At 59.9% G+C, this 18,808-nt stretch carries 16 protein-coding genes; 6 read left to right on the top strand and 10 right to left on the bottom strand.

Translation table 11 applies throughout. The features are described from left to right. Window positions 1-31 precede the first annotated feature (31 nt). The 5 genes from ACZ9GA_RS01880 to ACZ9GA_RS01860 all read right to left on the bottom strand — a co-directional run bounded on the left by ACZ9GA_RS01880 (window position 32) and on the right by ACZ9GA_RS01860 (window position 5,461). Window positions 32-892 carry a lipid II-degrading bacteriocin gene (locus ACZ9GA_RS01880; RefSeq protein ID WP_457357522.1) on the bottom strand — a complete coding sequence of 287 codons (861 nt, stop codon included), beginning with the start codon at window positions 890-892 and terminating at the stop codon, window positions 32-34. Between the two features lie 409 nt (window positions 893-1,301). Continuing rightward, on the bottom strand, window positions 1,302-2,066 hold the full coding sequence (locus ACZ9GA_RS01875; RefSeq protein WP_008371306.1) for an amino acid ABC transporter ATP-binding protein: 765 nt from the start codon (window positions 2,064-2,066) through the stop codon (window positions 1,302-1,304). A 10-nt stretch (window positions 2,067-2,076) separates the two neighbouring features. After that, entirely contained in the window at window positions 2,077-3,174 is a 1,098-nt protein-coding gene (locus ACZ9GA_RS01870) for an amino acid ABC transporter permease (protein WP_027979040.1), read from the bottom strand. A 10-nt stretch (window positions 3,175-3,184) separates the two neighbouring features. Beyond that, window positions 3,185-4,363, bottom strand: coding sequence for an amino acid ABC transporter permease (locus tag ACZ9GA_RS01865; protein ID WP_457357525.1), 1,179 nt, complete (start codon window positions 4,361-4,363; stop codon window positions 3,185-3,187). A gap of 69 nt (window positions 4,364-4,432) precedes the next feature. Next, window positions 4,433-5,461, bottom strand: coding sequence for an amino acid ABC transporter substrate-binding protein (locus tag ACZ9GA_RS01860; RefSeq protein ID WP_457357527.1), 1,029 nt, complete (start codon window positions 5,459-5,461; stop codon window positions 4,433-4,435). A 478-nt stretch (window positions 5,462-5,939) separates the two neighbouring features. Here ACZ9GA_RS01860 and ACZ9GA_RS01855 point away from each other — a divergent pair, with 478 nt between their 5' ends. After that, the gene (locus tag ACZ9GA_RS01855) at window positions 5,940-6,596 is read left to right on the top strand and encodes an alpha/beta hydrolase (protein ID WP_457357528.1); all 657 of its coding nucleotides are present in this window, start codon (window positions 5,940-5,942) and stop codon (window positions 6,594-6,596) included. A gap of 200 nt (window positions 6,597-6,796) precedes the next feature. After that, complete coding sequence (rhlB, locus tag ACZ9GA_RS01850; protein ID WP_457357530.1) at window positions 6,797-8,272, top strand: ATP-dependent RNA helicase RhlB; 1,476 nt, start codon at window positions 6,797-6,799, stop codon at window positions 8,270-8,272. A gap of 121 nt (window positions 8,273-8,393) precedes the next feature. On the opposite strand, the gene moaE is transcribed toward rhlB, so the two are convergent. From moaE to moaC, 3 genes are read right to left on the bottom strand one after another with little or no spacing between them, the layout of a single operon-like run. Continuing rightward, window positions 8,394-8,846 (bottom strand): molybdopterin synthase catalytic subunit MoaE, encoded by a 453-nt coding sequence (gene moaE / locus ACZ9GA_RS01845; RefSeq protein ID WP_457357532.1) that lies wholly within the window; start codon window positions 8,844-8,846, stop codon window positions 8,394-8,396. A gap of 1 nt (window position 8,847) precedes the next feature. Continuing rightward, window positions 8,848-9,093 carry a molybdopterin converting factor subunit 1 gene (moaD, locus tag ACZ9GA_RS01840; RefSeq protein ID WP_457357533.1) on the bottom strand — a complete coding sequence of 82 codons (246 nt, stop codon included), beginning with the start codon at window positions 9,091-9,093 and terminating at the stop codon, window positions 8,848-8,850. Beyond that, entirely contained in the window at window positions 9,090-9,563 is a 474-nt protein-coding gene (gene moaC / locus ACZ9GA_RS01835) for a cyclic pyranopterin monophosphate synthase MoaC (RefSeq protein ID WP_457357535.1), read from the bottom strand. The genes moaD and moaC overlap by 4 nt, the downstream gene beginning before the upstream one ends. Before the next feature lie 175 nt (window positions 9,564-9,738). Here moaC and ACZ9GA_RS01830 point away from each other — a divergent pair, with 175 nt between their 5' ends. Continuing rightward, window positions 9,739-10,890, top strand: coding sequence for a hypothetical protein (locus ACZ9GA_RS01830; RefSeq protein ID WP_457357537.1), 1,152 nt, complete (start codon window positions 9,739-9,741; stop codon window positions 10,888-10,890). Between the two features lie 99 nt (window positions 10,891-10,989). Here the strand turns inward: ACZ9GA_RS01830 and ACZ9GA_RS01825 are convergent, their stop codons facing one another. After that, complete coding sequence (locus tag ACZ9GA_RS01825) at window positions 10,990-12,384, bottom strand: PhoH family protein (RefSeq protein WP_455921939.1); 1,395 nt, start codon at window positions 12,382-12,384, stop codon at window positions 10,990-10,992. A gap of 361 nt (window positions 12,385-12,745) precedes the next feature. Then, window positions 12,746-13,870, bottom strand: coding sequence for a polysaccharide deacetylase family protein (locus tag ACZ9GA_RS01820; RefSeq protein WP_457357539.1), 1,125 nt, complete (start codon window positions 13,868-13,870; stop codon window positions 12,746-12,748). A 435-nt stretch (window positions 13,871-14,305) separates the two neighbouring features. Between ACZ9GA_RS01820 and yaaA the strand changes: the two genes are divergently transcribed. The 3 genes from yaaA (at window position 14,306) to alg8 (ending at window position 18,800) form a co-directional block, all read left to right on the top strand. Beyond that, window positions 14,306-15,085: a peroxide stress protein YaaA gene (yaaA, locus tag ACZ9GA_RS01815; protein ID WP_457357541.1), complete on the top strand. Its 780-nt coding sequence runs from the start codon at window positions 14,306-14,308 to the stop codon at window positions 15,083-15,085. 838 nt (window positions 15,086-15,923) lie between these two features. Further along, the gene (locus ACZ9GA_RS01810; RefSeq protein ID WP_457357543.1) at window positions 15,924-17,240 is read left to right on the top strand and encodes a nucleotide sugar dehydrogenase; all 1,317 of its coding nucleotides are present in this window, start codon (window positions 15,924-15,926) and stop codon (window positions 17,238-17,240) included. Window positions 17,241-17,318: 78 nt separating this feature from the next. Beyond that, a complete protein-coding gene (alg8, locus tag ACZ9GA_RS01805) occupies window positions 17,319-18,800 on the top strand; it encodes a mannuronan synthase (RefSeq protein ID WP_455921935.1) in 1,482 nt (493 codons plus the stop codon). Window positions 18,801-18,808: the final 8 nt, after the last annotated feature.

The raw sequence follows: 18,808 nt of genomic DNA, 5'->3' as shown, positions 1-18,808 counted from the left end.
TCCTTGCGCCTGGCCTGATGAGCTCAACAAACTATCGTTCAATCACCACAGGTAGTTCACCATCAATTGCAATCGTATACGGGGTTCCCTTCAAAAACTTCTCCAACTCTGCAAGAACCCCCGTTGCTGACTCACTTAGCGCATCTCTATGAGTACTTTTATTAGCGTCATATCGGTCGTGATAGGCCCTCGCTATGCCCTCGAATCTGATAGAGTCACTATTCTTATGTAATACCCCCTCAAGCTTCAAGGAAATAGAGCCTAGCCAAAGCCCAGTCGCCCAAGAATCGTTCCCTGTCATATAAGGAAACTTTTGAATTGCAATAGGGCTTGACCCCAGTGGGGCGGACTCAATCAGGCTTTCCAACTCAGGAATAGGCCTAGAGTAAATTTTTAAGCCCAGTGTATTGATATTTGTCCGAACCTCCCCCCCATCACCATTTAAAAAATGCGACAAAGCAGAAAATGGAGTGAGCGTCCCTCCTGACAAATTTCTAGCTTCGCTAAGCGGAGGCAAACGCCCAAGTGAGTGAGCATAGTGCAGCGCCTGAAGCGCCGTAACGGAAGGATTTACACACATATAATTATCAGCGATAGGCAGAACTCTGAAATCCATCATCAGCTTGCTGTTAACAAAGGTGATTTTGCCATCCCGCATTGCGCCTTTCTGCTCCTCCAAAAGCTTCGTCAGCATTTCCCGCCAATACCCGTTACTGTAAACCTCATAACGTTGCAACGATAGGGCCTGCATGACATGACCAGGATTGGGAGCGCTCCATGGTCCGCCCCCAAGATCGTGGCGAGAAAGCAAACCACCAGGCCCCGATGATCCGACACCAACTCCGGCCACCGCGCCTATATTAAGAGGAGGCAAAACTATTCCATTACTCATTATATCTCTCCACCATTTCTATTTTGCAAAACTTAATTACCACGGAAATTGCCCGCTTCAAAAAGCATAGCCATGGTGTAAGACTATGAATATCGGAAAAACTCTATTTGGACGGACAGATTCTTCCTGTATATGCGTATGATTTACCCTACACCCCCTGCATCAAACAGAAGATAAACAGAAGATAACCAGCTATTTTTTCCTTCTCGATCGTTTTGTGCTATCAAAGAATATTGAAAACACCGAAACATATATTACATAAAGTAAAATCAAACAATAAGGACGGACAGTTTCGTAGACCAGGCTGCAGGATCGGCGTCGCCAGCCTTCTGTGCATGGCGTGAGACCGGCATCGCGCCATAAAAAAACCCGGCACCAAGGCCGGGTTTTTCGATCACGCATCAATCCATCAATGCAGAATCTGCCCCAAGAACAACTTGGTCCGCTCGTTCTGCGGGTTATCAAAGAACTCGTTCGGCGGCGCCTGTTCGACGATCTCGCCCTTGTCCATGAAGATCACCCGGTTGGCCACGGTGCGGGCGAAGCCCATTTCGTGGGTCACGCAGAGCATGGTCATGCCGTCTTCGGCCAGGCCGATCATGGTGTCGAGTACCTCTTTCACCATTTCCGGGTCGAGCGCCGAGGTCGGTTCGTCGAACAGCATGATCTTGGGCTTCATGCACAAGGCACGGGCAATCGCCACGCGCTGCTGCTGGCCGCCGGACAGTTGGCCGGGGAATTTGTGCGCCTGCTCCGGGATGCGCACGCGCTCCAGGTAATGCATGGCGATTTCCTCGGCCTTGCGCTTGGGCATCTTGCGTACCCACATCGGCGCCAGGGTGCAGTTCTGCAGAATGGTCAGGTGCGGGAACAGGTTGAAGTGCTGGAACACCATGCCCACTTCGCGGCGGATGGCCTCGATCTGCTTGAGGTCGTTGGTCAGCTCCACGCCATCGACCACGATGCGGCCCTGCTGGTGCTCTTCCAGACGGTTGAGGCAGCGGATGGTGGTGGACTTGCCCGAACCCGACGGCCCGCACAACACAATGCGCTCGCCCTGCTTGACGTTCAGGTTGATGTCTTTCAGTACGTGGAACTGGCCGTACCACTTGTTCACGCCCTGCATCTGGATAATGCCATCGGCGCCCACAGGCTGTTTGATTGCTTCACTCATGATGACACTCCTAACGCTTGTGGCCAGTGTCCAGCTTGCGCTCCAGGTGCACGGAGTAGCGGGACATACTGAAACAGAAAATCCAATAGACGGCAGCGGCAAACACATAGCCTTCGGTGGCCATACCCAGCCATTTGGGGTCGGCACCGGCTTGCTTGACGCTGTTGAGCAGGTCGAACAGGCCGATGATGATCACAAGGCTGGTGTCCTTGAACAGCGCGATCAGGGTGTTGACGATACCCGGGATCACCAGCTTGAGCGCCTGCGGCAGAATCACCAGGCCCATCGCCCGCCAGTAGCCCAGGCCCATGGCCGCGGCGGCTTCGTACTGGCCCTTGGGAATGGCCTGCAGGCCACCACGCACCACTTCGGCGACGTAGGCGGACTGGAACATGATCACCCCGATCAGGGCCCGCAGCAGTTTGTCGAAGTTCATGCCTTCAGGCATGAACAACGGCAGCATCACCGAGGACATGAACAGCACGGTGATCAGCGGCACGCCGCGCCAGAACTCGATGAAGGTCACGCACACCACCTTCACCGCCGGCATCTTCGAACGCCGCCCCAGCGCCAGCAGAATCCCCAGCGGCAAGGCGCCGGCGATGCCCACGGTGGCGATCACCAGGGTCAGCATCAGGCCGCCCCACTGGCTGGTGGCCACGCTTTCCAGGCCCAGGTAGCCGCCATGCAGCAGGCTGTAGGCCACGATGGGGAAGATCACCAGGTAGCACAGGCCGTACAGCGGTTTGCGGGGCATGCGCGCGATGAACAGCGGCGCGGCGCCCAGCACGGCCAGCCACACGGTCAAGTCTACGCGCCAGCGCAGTGCCTGTGGGTAGTAGCCGTACATGAACTGGCCGAAGCGCTGTTCGATGAACACCCAGCAGGCACCGGCCTTGGTGCAGTCTTCACGGGTGGTGCCTGTCCAGTTGGCGTCCACGAACGCCCAGCTCAGCAGCGGCGGTACGATCAGGTAGATCAGGTACAACGCCACCAGCGTCAACAGGGTGTTGAACCAGCTGGAAAACAGGTTGGCGCGCATCCAGGCGACAGGGCCCACCGCCATGTTGGGCGGGGGCATGTTGGGTTTGAAAATATGCGTCGTCATGGGCGTTTCCTCACCGCTCGATCAGCGCAATGCGCTTGTTGTACCAGTTCATCAGCAGCGAAATGCTGATGCTGATCGCCAGGTACACGCTCATGGTAATGGCGATGACTTCGATGGCCTGGCCGGTCTGGTTGAGCACCGTGCCGGCAAAAAGCGAAACCATTTCCGGGTAACCGATACCGGCCGCCAGCGAAGAGTTCTTCGCCAGGTTCAGGTACTGGCTGGTCAATGGCGGGATGATCACCCGCAGCGCCTGGGGAATGATCACCTTGCGCAGCGTCGGCCCGGAGCGCAGGCCCAGGGAACGGGCTGCCTCGGTCTGGCCGTGGCTGACCGACTTGATGCCCGAGCGCACGATCTCGGCGATGAACGCCGCGGTGTACACACTGAGTGCCAGGGTCAGGGCCAGCAGTTCCGGGATCATCACCCAGCCGCCGACGAAGTTGAAACCGCGCAGTTCCGGCATCTCCCAATGCACAGGGCTGCCGAACACCAGCATGCTCAGGCCCGGGATGACCACCAGCAGGGCAAGGCCTGCCCAGAACTTGTGGAACGGTTGCCCGGTTTCCTCGAAGCGCTTGTTGGCCCACTTCACCATCACGCCGATGGCAACGAACGCCAGCACGACAGCGATCAGGAATGGCCAGATACCCTCGGCCGTGATGGCCGCCGGCATGTTCAGGCCACGGTTGCTCAGGTAGAACATGCTCCACAGGTTATGACTGCCGCGCGGGCCAGGCATGGTGAGGAACACGGCGAAATACCAGAACAGAATCTGCAGCAGCGGTGGAATGTTGCGGAAGGTCTCGACATACACGGTGGCCAGTTTGTTGACCATCCAGTTGGACGACAGCCTGGACACACCGATGATGAAGCCCAGCACGGTGGCCAGGATCACGCCGATGAACGTCACCAGCAGGGTGTTGAGCAGCCCGATCACGAATACCCGCGAGTAACTGTCCGACTCGGTGTAGGGGATCAGGTGCTGAGCGATGCCGAAGCCGGCACTGCGGTCCAGGAAGTCGAAGCCGGAGGTGATGCCGCGGTGTTGCAGGTTGGTCTGGGTGTTGTCGAACAGGAACCAGCCCAGGGAGATCACCGCCACAATGGTGATGATCTGGAAAAGCCACGCACGCACACGTGGATCGGTCAGGGAAAACCCTTTGGGTGCGCCGATTTGATTTTGCATGAAGTGCCCCGGAAGAAAGGGAATGTAACAGCGCCTGGCGGCATACGGGCCGCCAGGCGCGGGGCCTGCTTAGCGTACTGGTGGCGCGTACTGGATGCCGCCGTTGTTCCACAGGGCATTCAGGCCACGGTCAATGGCCAGCGGGGTGCTTTTGCCCAGGTTCTTCTCGAACACTTCGCCGTAGTTGCCGACTTGCGAAACGATCTTCACCACCCAATCCTTCGGCAGTTTCAGGTCCTTGCCATATTCACCGTCGCCACCCAGCAGACGGGCCACGTCCGGGTTCTTGGTGGACTTGGCTTCCTCGACCACGTTCTTGGAGGTGATGCCTGCCTCTTCGGCGTTGAGCATGGCGAACAGGGTCCACTTGACGATGCTGAACCACTCTTCGTCGCCTTTACGCACGACCGGGCCCAGTGGCTCCTTGGAGATGGTTTCCGGCAGTACCACGTAGTCGCCCGGGGAGGCCAGCTTGGAGCGTTGTGCGTACAGCTGCGACTTGTCGGAGGTCAGCACGTCGCAACGGCCGCTTTCCAGCGACTTGGCGCTTTCGTCGGAGGTGTCGAAGGTGATCGGGGTGTATTTCAGGCCATTGGCGCGGAAGTAGTCCGACACGTTCAGCTCGGTGGTAGTACCGGCCTGGATGCAGATGGTTGCACCGTCCAGTTCCTTGGCGCTTTTCACGCCCAGTTTCTTGTTGGCCAGGAAGCCAACGCCGTCGTAGTAGGTAACACCGGCGAACACCAGGCCCATGCCCGCGTCGCGGGAGCTGGTCCAGGTGGTGTTGCGCGACAGCACGTCGATTTCGCCGGACTGCAGGGCGGTGAAGCGCTCTTTGGCGTTCAGCTGGCTGAACTTGACCTTGTTGGCATCACCGAACACGGCTGCGGCCACGGCGCGGCAGACATCGGCGTCGATGCCCTGGATCTTGCCGGTGGAATCGGGAACGGAGAAGCCAGGCAGGCCGTCACTGACGCCGCACTGAATGAAACCTTTCTTCTGAATCGCGTCCAGAGTGGCGCCTGCCTGAGCGAAGCTACTGACACCGAGGACGGTGGCGGCAGTCAGGACAGCCAGGGTGGATTTCAGCATGTTCATTCAAACCTCCAAATGGCTCTTGTTGTGTAGAGCGTGTGTCCTGCCGCACCCTTTTGAGGCGATTTCGACCCAGTGTCGGCTTGATTTTGGGTCAAGCGGTGAAGGACGCATTTTTTTGATTGTGTGAGCGCGACTTGCCCTGGGGCTTGTTGCAAACTCACGGCTCCTTGATCGGTCGAACAGATGAGGCGTTATCGGTCGCCCCTGTCGTTTCGCGCGACCCGTGGAAGGTCATCCATCCGTTTGCGCAGAATCGCTATTTAGCCACCGGGCGTACAGCCTGATAGTGTTACCGGATGGTTCTTTCCTTCCACTTGGCGGATACATAGCAAAGCGCGTACCACGTTACAGAGCGCAAGCGTTTCAGCCTCCGTCAAGAGGAAAACTTGTACCCTTGCGACATCTTTTTCCCGTATCGCACCGATACGCCCCTTTGCAATGCACTTTATGAGAGCGTTCGCACTTTTTTGGAGCAGCCATGAGCAACCCGATGATCCTCGAACCTACCCAGCCAGCCGACGCCTGTGTGATCTGGTTGCATGGCCTGGGTGCCGACCGTTATGACTTCCTGCCGGTGGCCGAAGCCCTGCAGAACACCCTGCCCAGCGCCCGCTTCATCCTGCCCCAGGCGCCTACCCGGCCGGTGACCATCAATGGCGGCTACGAGATGCCAAGCTGGTATGACATCAAGGCCATGACCCCCGCCCGAGCGATAGACGTCGATCAATTGGATGAATCGGCCGATCTGGTCAAGGGCTTGATCGAAGCGCAATTGGCCGCTGGTATTAAGGCCTCGCGCATTTTCATTGCCGGGTTCTCCCAGGGTGGCGCCGTGGTGCTGCACACTGCTTATGTGCGCTACCAGGGTGCACTGGGCGGCGTACTGGCCCTGTCCACCTACGCGCCCACCTTTAGTGACGAGGTGCAACCCGGCGATACCCAGCGCGCCACCCCGGCACTGTGCCTGCATGGTGACCAGGATGAAGTGGTGTTGAACGCCATGGGGCGCACCGCCCACGATTACCTGGCGCAATGGAGTGTGGACGTGCAGTGGCGCGAATACCCGATGGGCCATGAAGTGGTGATCGAAGAGATCCGCGACATCGCCCAGTGGCTGGCCCAGAAGCTGGCGTGATATTCAGTCCTGTAGCTGCCGCCAGGCTGCGCTGGCCTGCGTGAACCCTGGATGTCTCGAGAGAGGCACAGGGCAAGCGCAGCCTGCGGCAGCGGCTACAGCGCAGGTGCAGCCCTGTGTATCGGCAGCGGCTACACCGCGCCCGATTCTTGCATTACACTGCCCGGCGTACATTCCTTAACCAAATTAATGAGAAGACCGTGCTCAAAGCACTCAAGAACCTGTTCGGAAAAAGCGAGGCTGAGCCGCTCGCAGCCGAAATGACTGCTGCTGTGGCACCGAGCCCTGCTCGGGAAACGGCCATCCCCCAGCCACCAGAGCCGGAACAGACGGCCCCCGTGGTGCCCGTGGTGCCTATGGTGCCTGTGGAAGCAGCGCCCCCTGCGCCCCTGCCATCCAAAGAAGCCGAGCTGGTCAAACCCTCGCCCCGCGAGCGCAAGCCCAAACCGCCCCGCGCGCTGTGGAAGCTGGAAGACTTCAAGGTCGACCCTCAGGAAGGCAAGACTCGCTTCCATGACTTCAAGCTCTCCGACGAACTGATGCACGCCATCCATGACCTGGGCTTCCCCTACTGCACGCCAATCCAGGCGCAGGTGATGGGCTTTACCCTCAAGGGCAAGGACGCGATCGGCCGCGCCCAGACCGGCACCGGCAAGACCGCGGCCTTCCTGATTTCGATCATCACCCAGCTGCAACAGACCCCGCCGCCCAAGGAACGCTACATGGGCGAGCCGCGCGCGCTGATCATCGCCCCCACCCGTGAGCTGGTGGTGCAGATCGCCAAGGACGCCGCCAACCTGACCAAGTACACCGGCCTGAACGTGATGACGTTCGTGGGCGGCATGGACTTCGACAAGCAGCTCAAGCAGCTGGAAGCCCGTCACTGCGACATCCTGGTGGCCACCCCAGGCCGCTTGCTGGACTTCGCCCAGCGCGGCGAAGTGCACCTGGACATGGTCGAGGTGATGGTGCTGGACGAAGCCGACCGTATGCTGGACATGGGTTTCATCCCGCAAGTGCGTCAGATCATTCGCCAGACCCCACCGAAAAGCGAACGCCAGACCCTGCTGTTCTCGGCCACCTTCACCGAAGACGTGATGAACCTGGCCAAGCAGTGGACCACCGACCCGGCCATCGTCGAGATCGAGCCTGAGAACGTCGCCAGCGAAACCGTGGAACAGCACGTCTACGCCGTGGCCGGCAGCGACAAGTACAAACTGCTGTACAACCTGGTCAACGATAATGGCTGGGAGCGGGTGATGGTGTTTGCCAACCGCAAGGACGAGGTGCGGCGCATCGAGGAGAAACTGGTGCGTGATGGCGTCAACGCCGCGCAACTGTCGGGCGACGTGCCGCAGCACAAGCGCATCAAGACGCTGGAAGGCTTCCGCGAAGGCAAGATCCGCGTGCTGGTGGCCACTGACGTGGCGGGCCGTGGTATCCATATCGATGGCATCAGCCACGTGATCAACTTCACCCTGCCCGAAGATCCGGACGACTACGTGCACCGTATCGGCCGTACCGGGCGTGCGGGCACCAGTGGTGTGTCGATCAGCTTTGCCGGTGAAGATGACTCCTACCAGCTGCCTTCGATCGAAGCGCTGCTGGGCCGCAAGATCAGCTGCGAGATGCCACCGACCGAGCTGCTGCGGCCGGTGCAGCGCAAGCATTCCTGATCATCTGCCGGCGGCAGCAGTTACGCGATTCCCCGTAGCCGCTGCCCCAGGCTGCGCTGGGCCTGGGCCTCGCTGAAAACCTTCAGGGTTCACACCGGCCAGCGCAGCCTTGCGGCAGCGGCTACACGTTCCAGCGTTCAGCCGCGCTTTCGTCGCTGGCCTTGCCCTCCACCCAGCGCTCCCCTGCCCCGGTCTGTTCCTTCTTCCAGAACGGCGCGCGGGTTTTCAGGTAGTCCATGATGAAGTTGCAGGCATCGAATGCCGCCTGCCGGTGGGCACTGGCCACGCCAACGAAGACGATCGGCTCGCCCGGTTCCAGGGCGCCGATGCGGTGCAGCACCTCGACCTTCAACAATGGCCAGCGCTGCTCGGCTTCCACCACGATCTTGCCTAACGCTTTTTCGGTCATGCCCGGATAATGCTCCAGAAACATGCCCGACACCTCCAGCCCGTCGTTGAAGTCACGCACGTAACCGACAAAACTCACTACCGCTCCCACGCCGACATTGGCGGCATGCATGGCATTGACCTCGACACCGGGATCGAACGCCTCGACTTGCACGCGAACGCTCATCTCAGCCCCCGGTCACAGGTGGGAAAAACGCCACCTCGTCGCCGTCGGCAACGGGTTCTTCAAGCTTGCACAAGTCCTGATTGCGCGCGCACATCAGGTTGTTCTCGCCCAGCACACTCCAGTTGCCGCCGCGCTCCAGCAGCTCCTGGCGCACGTCCTGAAGCGTGTGGAACTGACCCACCAGCTCTTCGCCATCCATCCCCATGGCTTCACGGTAGCGCGCAAAGTAAACGACGTTGATCTTCATGCCGGGTCCGCCTGGTAGTGGCCGCTCTTGCCGCCGACTTTTTCCAGCAGGCGTACGTTTTCAATGACCATGCCCTTGTCCACGGCCTTGCACATGTCGTAGATCGTCAGCGCCGCGACACTGGCGGCCGTCAGCGCCTCCATTTCCACCCCGGTCTGCCCGGCCAGTTTGCAACGCGCGACGATGCGCACCGCGTCCTCGCCGTCCGCGCTCAGCTCGACCTTTACGCTGGTCAACATCAGTGGGTGGCACAGGGGGATCAGGTCGCTGGTCTTTTTCGCAGCCTGGATACCGGCAATGCGCGCCACGGCAAATACGTCGCCCTTGGGGTGGTCGCCGTCGACGATCATGCGCAGGGTGAGCGGCAGCATGCGCACCCAGGCTTCAGCCACGGCTTCGCGGGAGGTCACCGCTTTTTCGGTGACATCGACCATGTTGGCGCGGCCTTGGGAATCGAGATGGGTCAGCACGGGGGCATTGCTCCTGGGGACGGAAGGTCGATTGTAAACCCCGAGGCCGGGCGATGCACAAAATCGCGATTGCCTACCTTCGGAATTTTCGCACTTTGTTTGGGAAGCTTCCGACTGCCTGCCCGTGACAGCTTCGGGACAATCCATGCCCCTGGATTACTCTGGAGCATCTGTCATGCCAGCTTCCACCCCTTGGGCGCCAGTGCGCTGCTTGCTACTGGGTCTGTTGTGCCTCTGCGCCGACATGGCCGTAGCGGTCGAGGCGCTGATCACGGCGCGCGTCGAGGACGAGAAAATCGTCAATACCACGCCGCGATCCCGATACTGCTCGGCGTGGAACCTGTGCAATAGCCACAGCACCATCGATGTACCCTTTGAATTGAGCAAGGACATCGACCTTTCCTCTTCGGACAACCGCAAGAAGGTCTACGTCCATCTACCCTCACGCCAGTCGTTCAGTCTCACCAACCGCTCCACCGGGCAGACGGCAAACGTACAACTGGGCTTCCGCTTCGTGAGCCAGAAGGTCACCTACCAGACCCAACCCGTACTGACCACCCGGGTCAATGGCGGATGCTCCGCCGAAGGCCTGACCGGAGGTGCAGGCTTCAGCAAGTTTCTGTGGAACTCCTACTACCCCGATGCCCAGCGTGGTTGCTACGGCGCAGCCACGGGCAGCGAGGTGCAACACTCAGCGCTCAGCGAGTTGATGCTGTCCTACATGATCGACTTCCCCCCCGCTTCTTCGCTGAGCCCCGGCAGATGGGAGGGGTTCATCGACTACCCGATCGGCGTGGCGGGCGGCTTCGACTTCGGCGACACCACCATGATCAACAGTGACAACATCCGCTTCCGCGTGGAAATCGAGGTGCAGCACGACATGCGCGTGGATATGCCCGCCAACGGTGGTGAAGTGGAGGTTGTACCGCCCGGGGGGTGGAAACAGTATGAAACCAGCAATCAGGTACCGCCCCGGCTGTTTCACGACGCACCTTTGAGCGTCTGGGCTTCCAGCCCCTTTTCGGTCTATGTGGAATGCGAGCATCGTCCGTGCGGGATAAGCCGCGCGGTTGGCGCGCAGGTGGTGCCGCTGGCTACGGCGCTGACGTTGCCGGGCACGTTCAACCACAACGGCCAGCCGGTCAATCGCCTGCCACTGGGGGTTGGGCGCATGAACGCCAAGACCATCGCCGTGGCCGGCAACGTGTCGAACCAGCCCGGGCACGTGCATTTCGACGTGAGACAGCAGGACATCCGGCAGATGCTCAACAACCGCGGGGCCAAATACCAGGGTGGGGTTACCCTGATATTCGACGCCAACCCGTAAATCCGTAACCGCTGCCGAAGGCTGCGCTGGCCCTGAACCACACTGCAGATTCACAGTGCATTCAGGGGCCAGCGCAGCCTGGCGGCAACGGCTACAGGGTTACAGATGCGACTCGGCGTACTCGGCCAGGATCGAGCGCGGTACCCCTTGCAGGGTGATGTGCACCCCGTTGGGGAAGTCCTTGAAACGCTCGGTCAGGTAGGTAAGGCCCGAGCTGGGCGCCGACAGGTACGGAGTGTCGATTTGCGCCAGGTTACCCAGGCAGATCACCTTGGAACCTGCGCCCGCACGGGTGATGATGGTTTTCATCTGGTGCGGGGTGAGGTTCTGGCATTCGTCGATCAGAATCAGGCTCTGCTGGAAACTGCGCCCGCGAATGTAGTTCAGGGATTTGAACTGCAAGGGCACCTTGCTGAGGATGTAGTCGACGCTGCCGTGGGTGTTTTCATCGTCCATGTGCAGGGCTTCGAGGTTGTCGGTGATGGCCCCCAGCCAAGGTTCCATCTTCTCCGCCTCGGTGCCTGGCAAAAAGCCGATCTCCTGATCCAGCCCCTGCACGCTGCGCGTGGCAATGATGCGACGATAACGCTTGGTGACCATGGTCTGCTCGATGGCCGCCGCCAGCGCCAGGATGGTCTTGCCCGACCCCGCCGCACCGGTGAGGTTGACCAGGTGGATGTCCGGGTCCAGCAGCGCGAACAGCGCCAGCGCCTGATGCACGTCCCGGGGCTTGAGGCCCCAGGCTTCCTGGTGCAGCAGGGGTTCCTGGTGCAGGTCGAGCAGCAGCAGCTCGTCGTCCTTCACGCCCTTGATCCAGCCCACGAAGCCTTGCTCATCGATGATGAATTCATTGATGTGCGCCGAGGGCAGCGGTTCCTGCAACTGCACGCGGTGCCAGGTGCGGCCGTGGTCCTGACGGGTTTCGACCTTGTTGACGCGCTCCCAGAACGAGCCGGTGACCTCATGGTAGCCGCGCGACAGCAGCGAGACGTCGTCCACCAACTGGTCGGTGCTGTAGTCCTCGGCGGCGATACCGCAGGCGCGGGCCTTGAGGCGCATGTTGATGTCTTTGGACACCAGCACAACGTCCCAGTCCTTCTTGCGTTGGTGCAGGTCAACCAGCTGGTTGATGATGATGTTGTCGTTGAGGTTGCCCGGCAGCACCGTGGTGGGTGGGCCGCCCTTGGTCATGAGAATGGACAGGAAGCCCTTGGGCTCGCCCTTGCCGCGCTGGATCGGCACACCCAGTTCCACGTCGGCGGGGCCGGCATCGCCCAGGGTCTGGTCGATCAGGCGGATAGCCTGCCGGCATTCGGCAGCCACCGATTGCTTGCCACTCTTGAGTTTGTCCAGCTCCTCCAACACGGTCATGGGGATGGCGACGTGGTGTTCTTCAAAGTTCAGCAACGCATTTGGATCGTGGATCAGTACATTGGTATCGAGCACATAAAGGATTGGCTTGTCGGAAGAAATGGTGCGTCCTTGATCATCCATACTCGGTCACCTTTGAGAGAGCCGTTCGACGCAATACCTGAACGGTGCTGCGCCGCGAAGTGACCGCCGCTTCCGCACGACCCAGAGGGCTGTGGTCGAGCGGAACTGCCAGTAACGGTGGGCCGGGTGACGACGCCACCTGTGCTGCAGGGTTCGGCGATCTGTCTTCGTAATACCGCAAAACCCATGACGTTAAAAAGCACTTTGACGCTTTTTTGAAGTTTATTTTTCTGCATGACGAATAACGCTTGGCGCAGGGGGCAGGTACCGTTAAAGTCGGAAGTCAACCCCGCTGAAAACCGCTTCAAAATTTTCTCCCCGCCCCACGAAAACTGCCTATTTGCTGCTTTTAGCCATGTTTTCACTGAAATTCACGGCACTCCTGCCAACCGATCCCCGCCTCCGCCGTTTGCTTGAGCAACCAGGGCAATGCCACCTGAACCTTGGCCTGGGTATCATGGAATGCGATCACACCGTGGCGCCACAGCAGCATCAGCGTCAGCACGCGCTGGGCGCTTTGCTCGGCCGTCAATTGACTGTTGCTGTCCATGGAATCAATGTCCCACAGGGCGACCTTCATCTGCTGCGTGTCCAGGAAAGTGCTGGCGTCGGGCCGGCGCGTGCCATAAGGCGGGCGGAACAAAGGCACGTAGTTATCCGGCACTTCGCCCTCCACCACCGTGGCGCTGCGGGTAATCGAACCCTGCCAGTCGTTCCAGTCGGCATGGGAGCGGTACTGCCAGCCTTGCACCCCCACGCATTGCCCCTTGTAAAGCGCCGGCAGGCTGCCCGGCTCGCCTTTGTCCCGGCGGTTGGCGAAGTTCTGCCCCAGCACGAAGAAGGTGCCGTTGATCTTCTGTTTGCGCAGGAAGTCGGCCACCCATTCGGTACTGCCGACGGCGATGCTGGGGCCGCTGTCGAAGGTCAGCAGGAACACCCTGTCGTTGAAATCGCTACCGTTAAGCTCCTGATCGGCGACTTTGAGCACTTCGCTGCTGATCTGGGGTGACAGCGCCGCCTTGCGCAGCAGTTCGTCCACATAGATGAGGTCGAACACCCGGGCAGGGGCGCCCCAGTTGGCATAAAAGGAATCGGGGGCCACGGCGAAGTTGTTGGCCTGGGTACGCAGGTCATCGAGGCTGTCGATGGCGAAACAGAACGAGGCGTCCTGCTCGCAGCTTTGCTGGGCCTGGTTGTAGTTCTGCCACAGGCGTTGCCATAGCTGTCCGCGCAGTTGGTTGACGGCCACCATGTTGATGGTACGCAGGTCCAGGCGGTCGGCCAGGGCTTGCTCGTCCAGGGCTTCGGACTGCAACAGCACGTGGGAGAACATCAGGATTTCGGCGCGCGAGGCCACGTCGAACAGCGCCGGAGAGGTAAGCGTCTCGGGCCAGCTGCTGCGGTCGATGGTGGCCACGGGCGGCGGCACGGCGGCATGGGCGGCGACGCTGGCAAGGGCGGCAAGGATCAGGCAGGCAAGGCGCAAGGGCAGATCTCCATGGGCGGGGTGCCAGAATCATAAACTATCGAGCCCCCTCCCGTAGCCGCTGCCGAAGGCTGCGCTGGCCCCAAGCCCCGCTGAAAATCTTCGGGGTCCACACCGACCAGCGCAGCCTGGCGGCAGCGGCTACATCTGCCCGTAGCCGCTGCCGAAGGCTGCGCTGGCCCTGCGCCCCGCTGAAAATCCTCGGGGTTCACACCGACCAGCGCAGCCTGGCGGCAGCGGCTACATCTGCCCGTAGCCGCTGCCGAAGGCTGCGCTGGCCCTGTGCGCCGCTGAAAATCCTCGGGGTTCACGCCGGCCAGCGCAGCCTGGCGGCAGCGGCTACGGGGGAACCGCCGATCTCGCTATTACCCCAATAGATGGAGTTCCCCGCCCCCAACCCCTAAAATCGCCGCCACGATAAATGGAGACGATTTCATGCTGACGGTGATTTCCCCCGCCAAGACCCTGGATTACGAAACACCCCCGGTGACCGACCGCTTCACCCAACCCCAATACCTGGACCACAGCCAGGAACTGATTCAGATCCTGCGCGAACTGGCCCCCGCGCAGATCAGCGAGCTGATGCACCTGTCCGATAAGCTGGCCGGCCTCAACGCCGCGCGCTTCGGCAGCTGGAACCCGGCTTTCACCCCCGACAACGCCAAGCAGGCGCTGTTGGCCTTCAAGGGCGACGTGTACACCGGCCTCGACGCCAACACCCTGACTGACGCCGATTTCACCTACGCCCAGGACCACCTGCGCATGCTGTCCGGCCTCTATGGCCTGCTGCGCCCGCTGGACCTGATGCAACCCTACCGCCTGGAAATGGGCACCAAGCTGGCCAATGCCCGTGGCAAGGACCTGTACGCCTTCTGGGGCACGCGCATCAGCGAGTGGCTGAACGAAGCGCTGCAGGCCCAGGGCGACGACGTGCTGCTGAACCTGGCCTCCACCGAGTATTTCTCGGCGGTCAAGCGCACGGCCCTGAAGGCGCGCATCATCGGCGTCGACTTCAAGGACCTGAAGAACGGCCAGCACAAGATCATCAGTTTCTACGCCAAGAAAGCGCGCGGCATGATGAGCCGTTTCGTCATTCAGGAACGCATCAACGACCCGCAGGCCCTCAAGCAGTTCGATGAGCAGGGTTACTACTACAGCGCCGAACAATCGAAACCTGATCACCTGGTTTTCCTGCGCGACCATCCCGCCGACTGAAGCGTCTTTTCGGTGCACTTTTTGTCCTACAAAACGTGCACCGCTACCCCTGCAAAAAAGTCCACATTGCCACTATCTGTCAACGAAGTGACGTCAATAACTCGTCAAATTAGATGACTGGTACCCTCTATTCAGCCTTTGTTCAGCCTGCGTTCAGGAAATTTCGCTTTTTTTGACGACTTTTTTTTGAATGCTGGCACAAAAATATGACGCCACCCCAACCCCCCATGCCTAAAGGACAAAACCGTACTGTGCTATCAGTTTGAGAGCATTTGTAACGATGAATTTCTTGAAGAATTTGTCATTGGCGCGTTTTACCCTCAGGAACTAATCGCAAATTCCACTGCTCATACCACCCGTAACGATTCTCGAGCGCTATGTGAGAGATGACCTACAAGGGAATGGAATGGGTTTGAGCAGGAAGCTCGCAGAACTTTGATTAAACCGCCATGCGAATGAACCAAAGTTGATCTCAGGAGAGAACGCACCAAAAACAACCCTCACATTGGCCAGGCCAGAGCCCCGTTTACCGAGCTCCTGCAAAGCGTCTTAGTGCTTGATTTCATTGGCGTATAGCCAAGATCGCAGTCAGCACTGCAAGCTGGGAAGTCGTCTTTGTAATACAGGCTGGCTACACATTAGGGCATCAGCCCACGACACGGCCAAGTGCTGCGCTACTTGGGTGCATTATAACGCACTCACTTTTAAATATATGCCTGCAAGCGGGAGCATGACATTCAACTGTCACACTTCCGAGTGCGCGAATACTGCTGGTTAATTAAACCCGGTCTGGCTCTTACTTGTTTGAGTCGGCGCGATAACACATGAGGTGAATGCGATGCGTATCAGCATCTTCGGTTTGGGTTATGTCGGTGCAGTGTGTGCCGGTTGCCTGTCTGCACGCGGTCACGACGTGGTTGGCGTGGATATTTCCAAGGCCAAGATTGACCTTATCAACAACGGTAAATCGCCTATTGTCGAACCGGGTCTGGAAGAGCTGTTGGCACAGGGGATTCAAAGTGGCCGCCTACGTGGCACCACCGACTTCTCCGAAGCCATTCGTGACACGGATCTGTCGATGCTTTGCGTCGGTACCCCGAGCAAGAAGAACGGCGATCTGGAGCTCAACTACATCGAGTCGGTATGCCGTGAAATCGGTTTCGTACTGCGCGACAAGACCACTCGCCACACCATCGTGGTACGCAGCACCGTGCTGCCGGGCACCGTCAAGAACGTGGTGATCCCGATCCTGGAAGACTGCTCGGGCAAGAAAGCCGGCGTCGACTTCGGCGTGGCCGTGAACCCCGAGTTCCTGCGTGAATCCACCGCCATCAAGGACTACGACCACCCACCGATGACCGTCATCGGCGAGTTCGACCCAGCCTCCGGTGATGCCCTGCAATCGCTGTACGAAGAACTCGACGCGCCGATCATCCGCAAGGACATCGAAGTGGCCGAGATGATCAAGTACACCTGCAACGTGTGGCACGCCACCAAGGTCACCTTCGCCAACGAAATCGGCAACATTGCCAAGGCCGTGGGCGTGGATGGTCGCGAAGTGATGGACGTGGTCTGCCAGGACAAGGCCCTGAACCTGTCGCAGTACTACATGCGCCCAGGCTTCGCGTTCGGCGGCTCCTGCCTGCCCAAGGACGTACGCGCCCTGACCTACCGCGCCAGCTCCCTGGACGTGGACGCACCGCTGCTCAACTCGCTGATGCGCAGCAACGTGTCCCAGGTGCAGAACGCCTTCGACATCATCTCCAGCCACGACAAGCGCAAAGTTGCCCTGCTGGGCCTGAGCTTCAAGGCCGGCACCGACGATCTGCGTGAAAGCCCGCTGGTAGAGCTGGCCGAAATGCTGATCGGCAAGGGCTTCGAGCTGAAGATCTACGACAGCAACGTCGAGTACGCCCGCGTTCACGGTGCCAACAAGGACTACATCGAATCGAAGATCCCGCACGTGTCCTCGCTGCTGGACTCGGACTTCGACGGCGTGATCAACAACTCCGACGTGATCATCCTGGGCAACCGCGACGAGAAGTTCCGTTCGCTGGTGCAATCGGTGCCACACGGCAAGCAGGTCATCGACCTGGTGGGCTTCATGCCCAACACCACCTGCCCGGAAGCCCGCACTGAAGGCATTTGCTGGTAAGGCCTACGGGCCTGCCGGTTAGCCGGCAGGCCCGCTCCCCTTCCCCGCAATGACCGACAATCGATACGGACGCAGATCATGCACAGGCTAAAACACGGTCTACTCCAGGCCGCCGGATGGTTGTTCTACCTGACATTGCTGATGGCAATCGCCCTGGCGTTGCCGACGACTCTTTTCGACTCGCAGTCGAAAGACTTTATTTTCCTGATTGGCGCCGTGGGTATCTGGCGCTATTCGATGGGCGCCACGCACTTTGTGCGCGGCATGCTGTTCCTGTACGTGGTGTACCCGCACCTGCGCCGCAAGGTACAGAAACTGGGCGCCGCGGCTGATCCCAGCCACGTGTTCCTGATGGTCACCAGCTTTCGCATCGACGCGCTGACCACCGCCCAGGTGTACAGCTCGGTAATCCGCGAAGCCATCAACTGCGGCTACCCCACCACCGTGGTGTGCTCGCTGGTGGAGATGTCCGACGAACTGCTGGTCAAGGCGCTGTGGGCCAAGATGGCTCCCCCTGACCGCGTGTCCCTGGACTTCGTGCGCATCGCCGGTACCGGCAAGCGCGACGGCCTGGCCTTCGGCTTCCGCGCCATCTCCCGCCACCTGCCGGACGACAACGCCGTGGTCGCGGTGATCGACGGCGACACCGTGCTGGCCGATGGCTGCGTACGCAAGACTGTGCCCTGGTTCAAGCTGTACGAAAACGTGGGCGGCCTGACCACCAACGAGTTCTGCGAAGTGCGCGGCGGCTACATCATGAGCGAGTGGCACAAACTGCGCTTCGCCCAGCGGCACATCAACATGTGCTCCATGGCCCTGTCCAAGCGCGTGCTGACCATGACCGGGCGCATGTCGGTGTTCCGCGCCACCGTGGTCACCAACCCCGAATTCATCGCCGACGTGGAAAGCGACTCGCTGGAACACTGGCGTCTGGGCCGCTTCAAGTTCTTGACCGGCGACGACAAGTCCAGCTGGTTCAGCCTGATGCGCCTGGGTTACGACACTTTCTACGTACCGGATGCCGCGATCAACACCGTGGAGCACCCGCCCGAGAAGAGCTTCCTGAAGGCCAGCCGCAAACTGATGTACCGCTGGTACGGCAACAACCTGCGCCAGAACTCCCGCGCGCTGGGCCTGGGCGTGCGCCGCCTGGGTGTGTTCACCAGCATCGTGCTGTTCGACCAGCGTGTGTCCATGTGGACCAGCCTGCTGGGCCTGACCGCGGCGATCATCGCCACCCTGAAATTCAACATTGCGTTCTTGCTGGGTTACCTGCTGTGGATCGGCATCACCCGATTGATCCTGACCATCATGCTGATGTGTTCGGGGCACTCCGTCGGGCCCGCTTATCCGGTGATCCTGTATTACAACCAGATCGTCGGTGCACTGATGAAGATCTACGTCTTCTTCCGCCTCGACAAGCAGTCCTGGACTCGCCAGCCCACCGTGCTCAAACGCGATCTCGCCAGCTTTCAACAATGGTTCAACACCTGGTCTTCCCGGACCATGACGTTCTCGGCCGCCAGCATCTTCGTGGCTGTGCTGTTCGTGATCGTGTGAGCCGGACA

Source organism: Pseudomonas sp. TE3644 (genome assembly GCF_056278815.1).
Note: the sequence above shows the minus strand (reverse complement) of the source record. Positions and strands in the feature narration are given on the sequence as shown.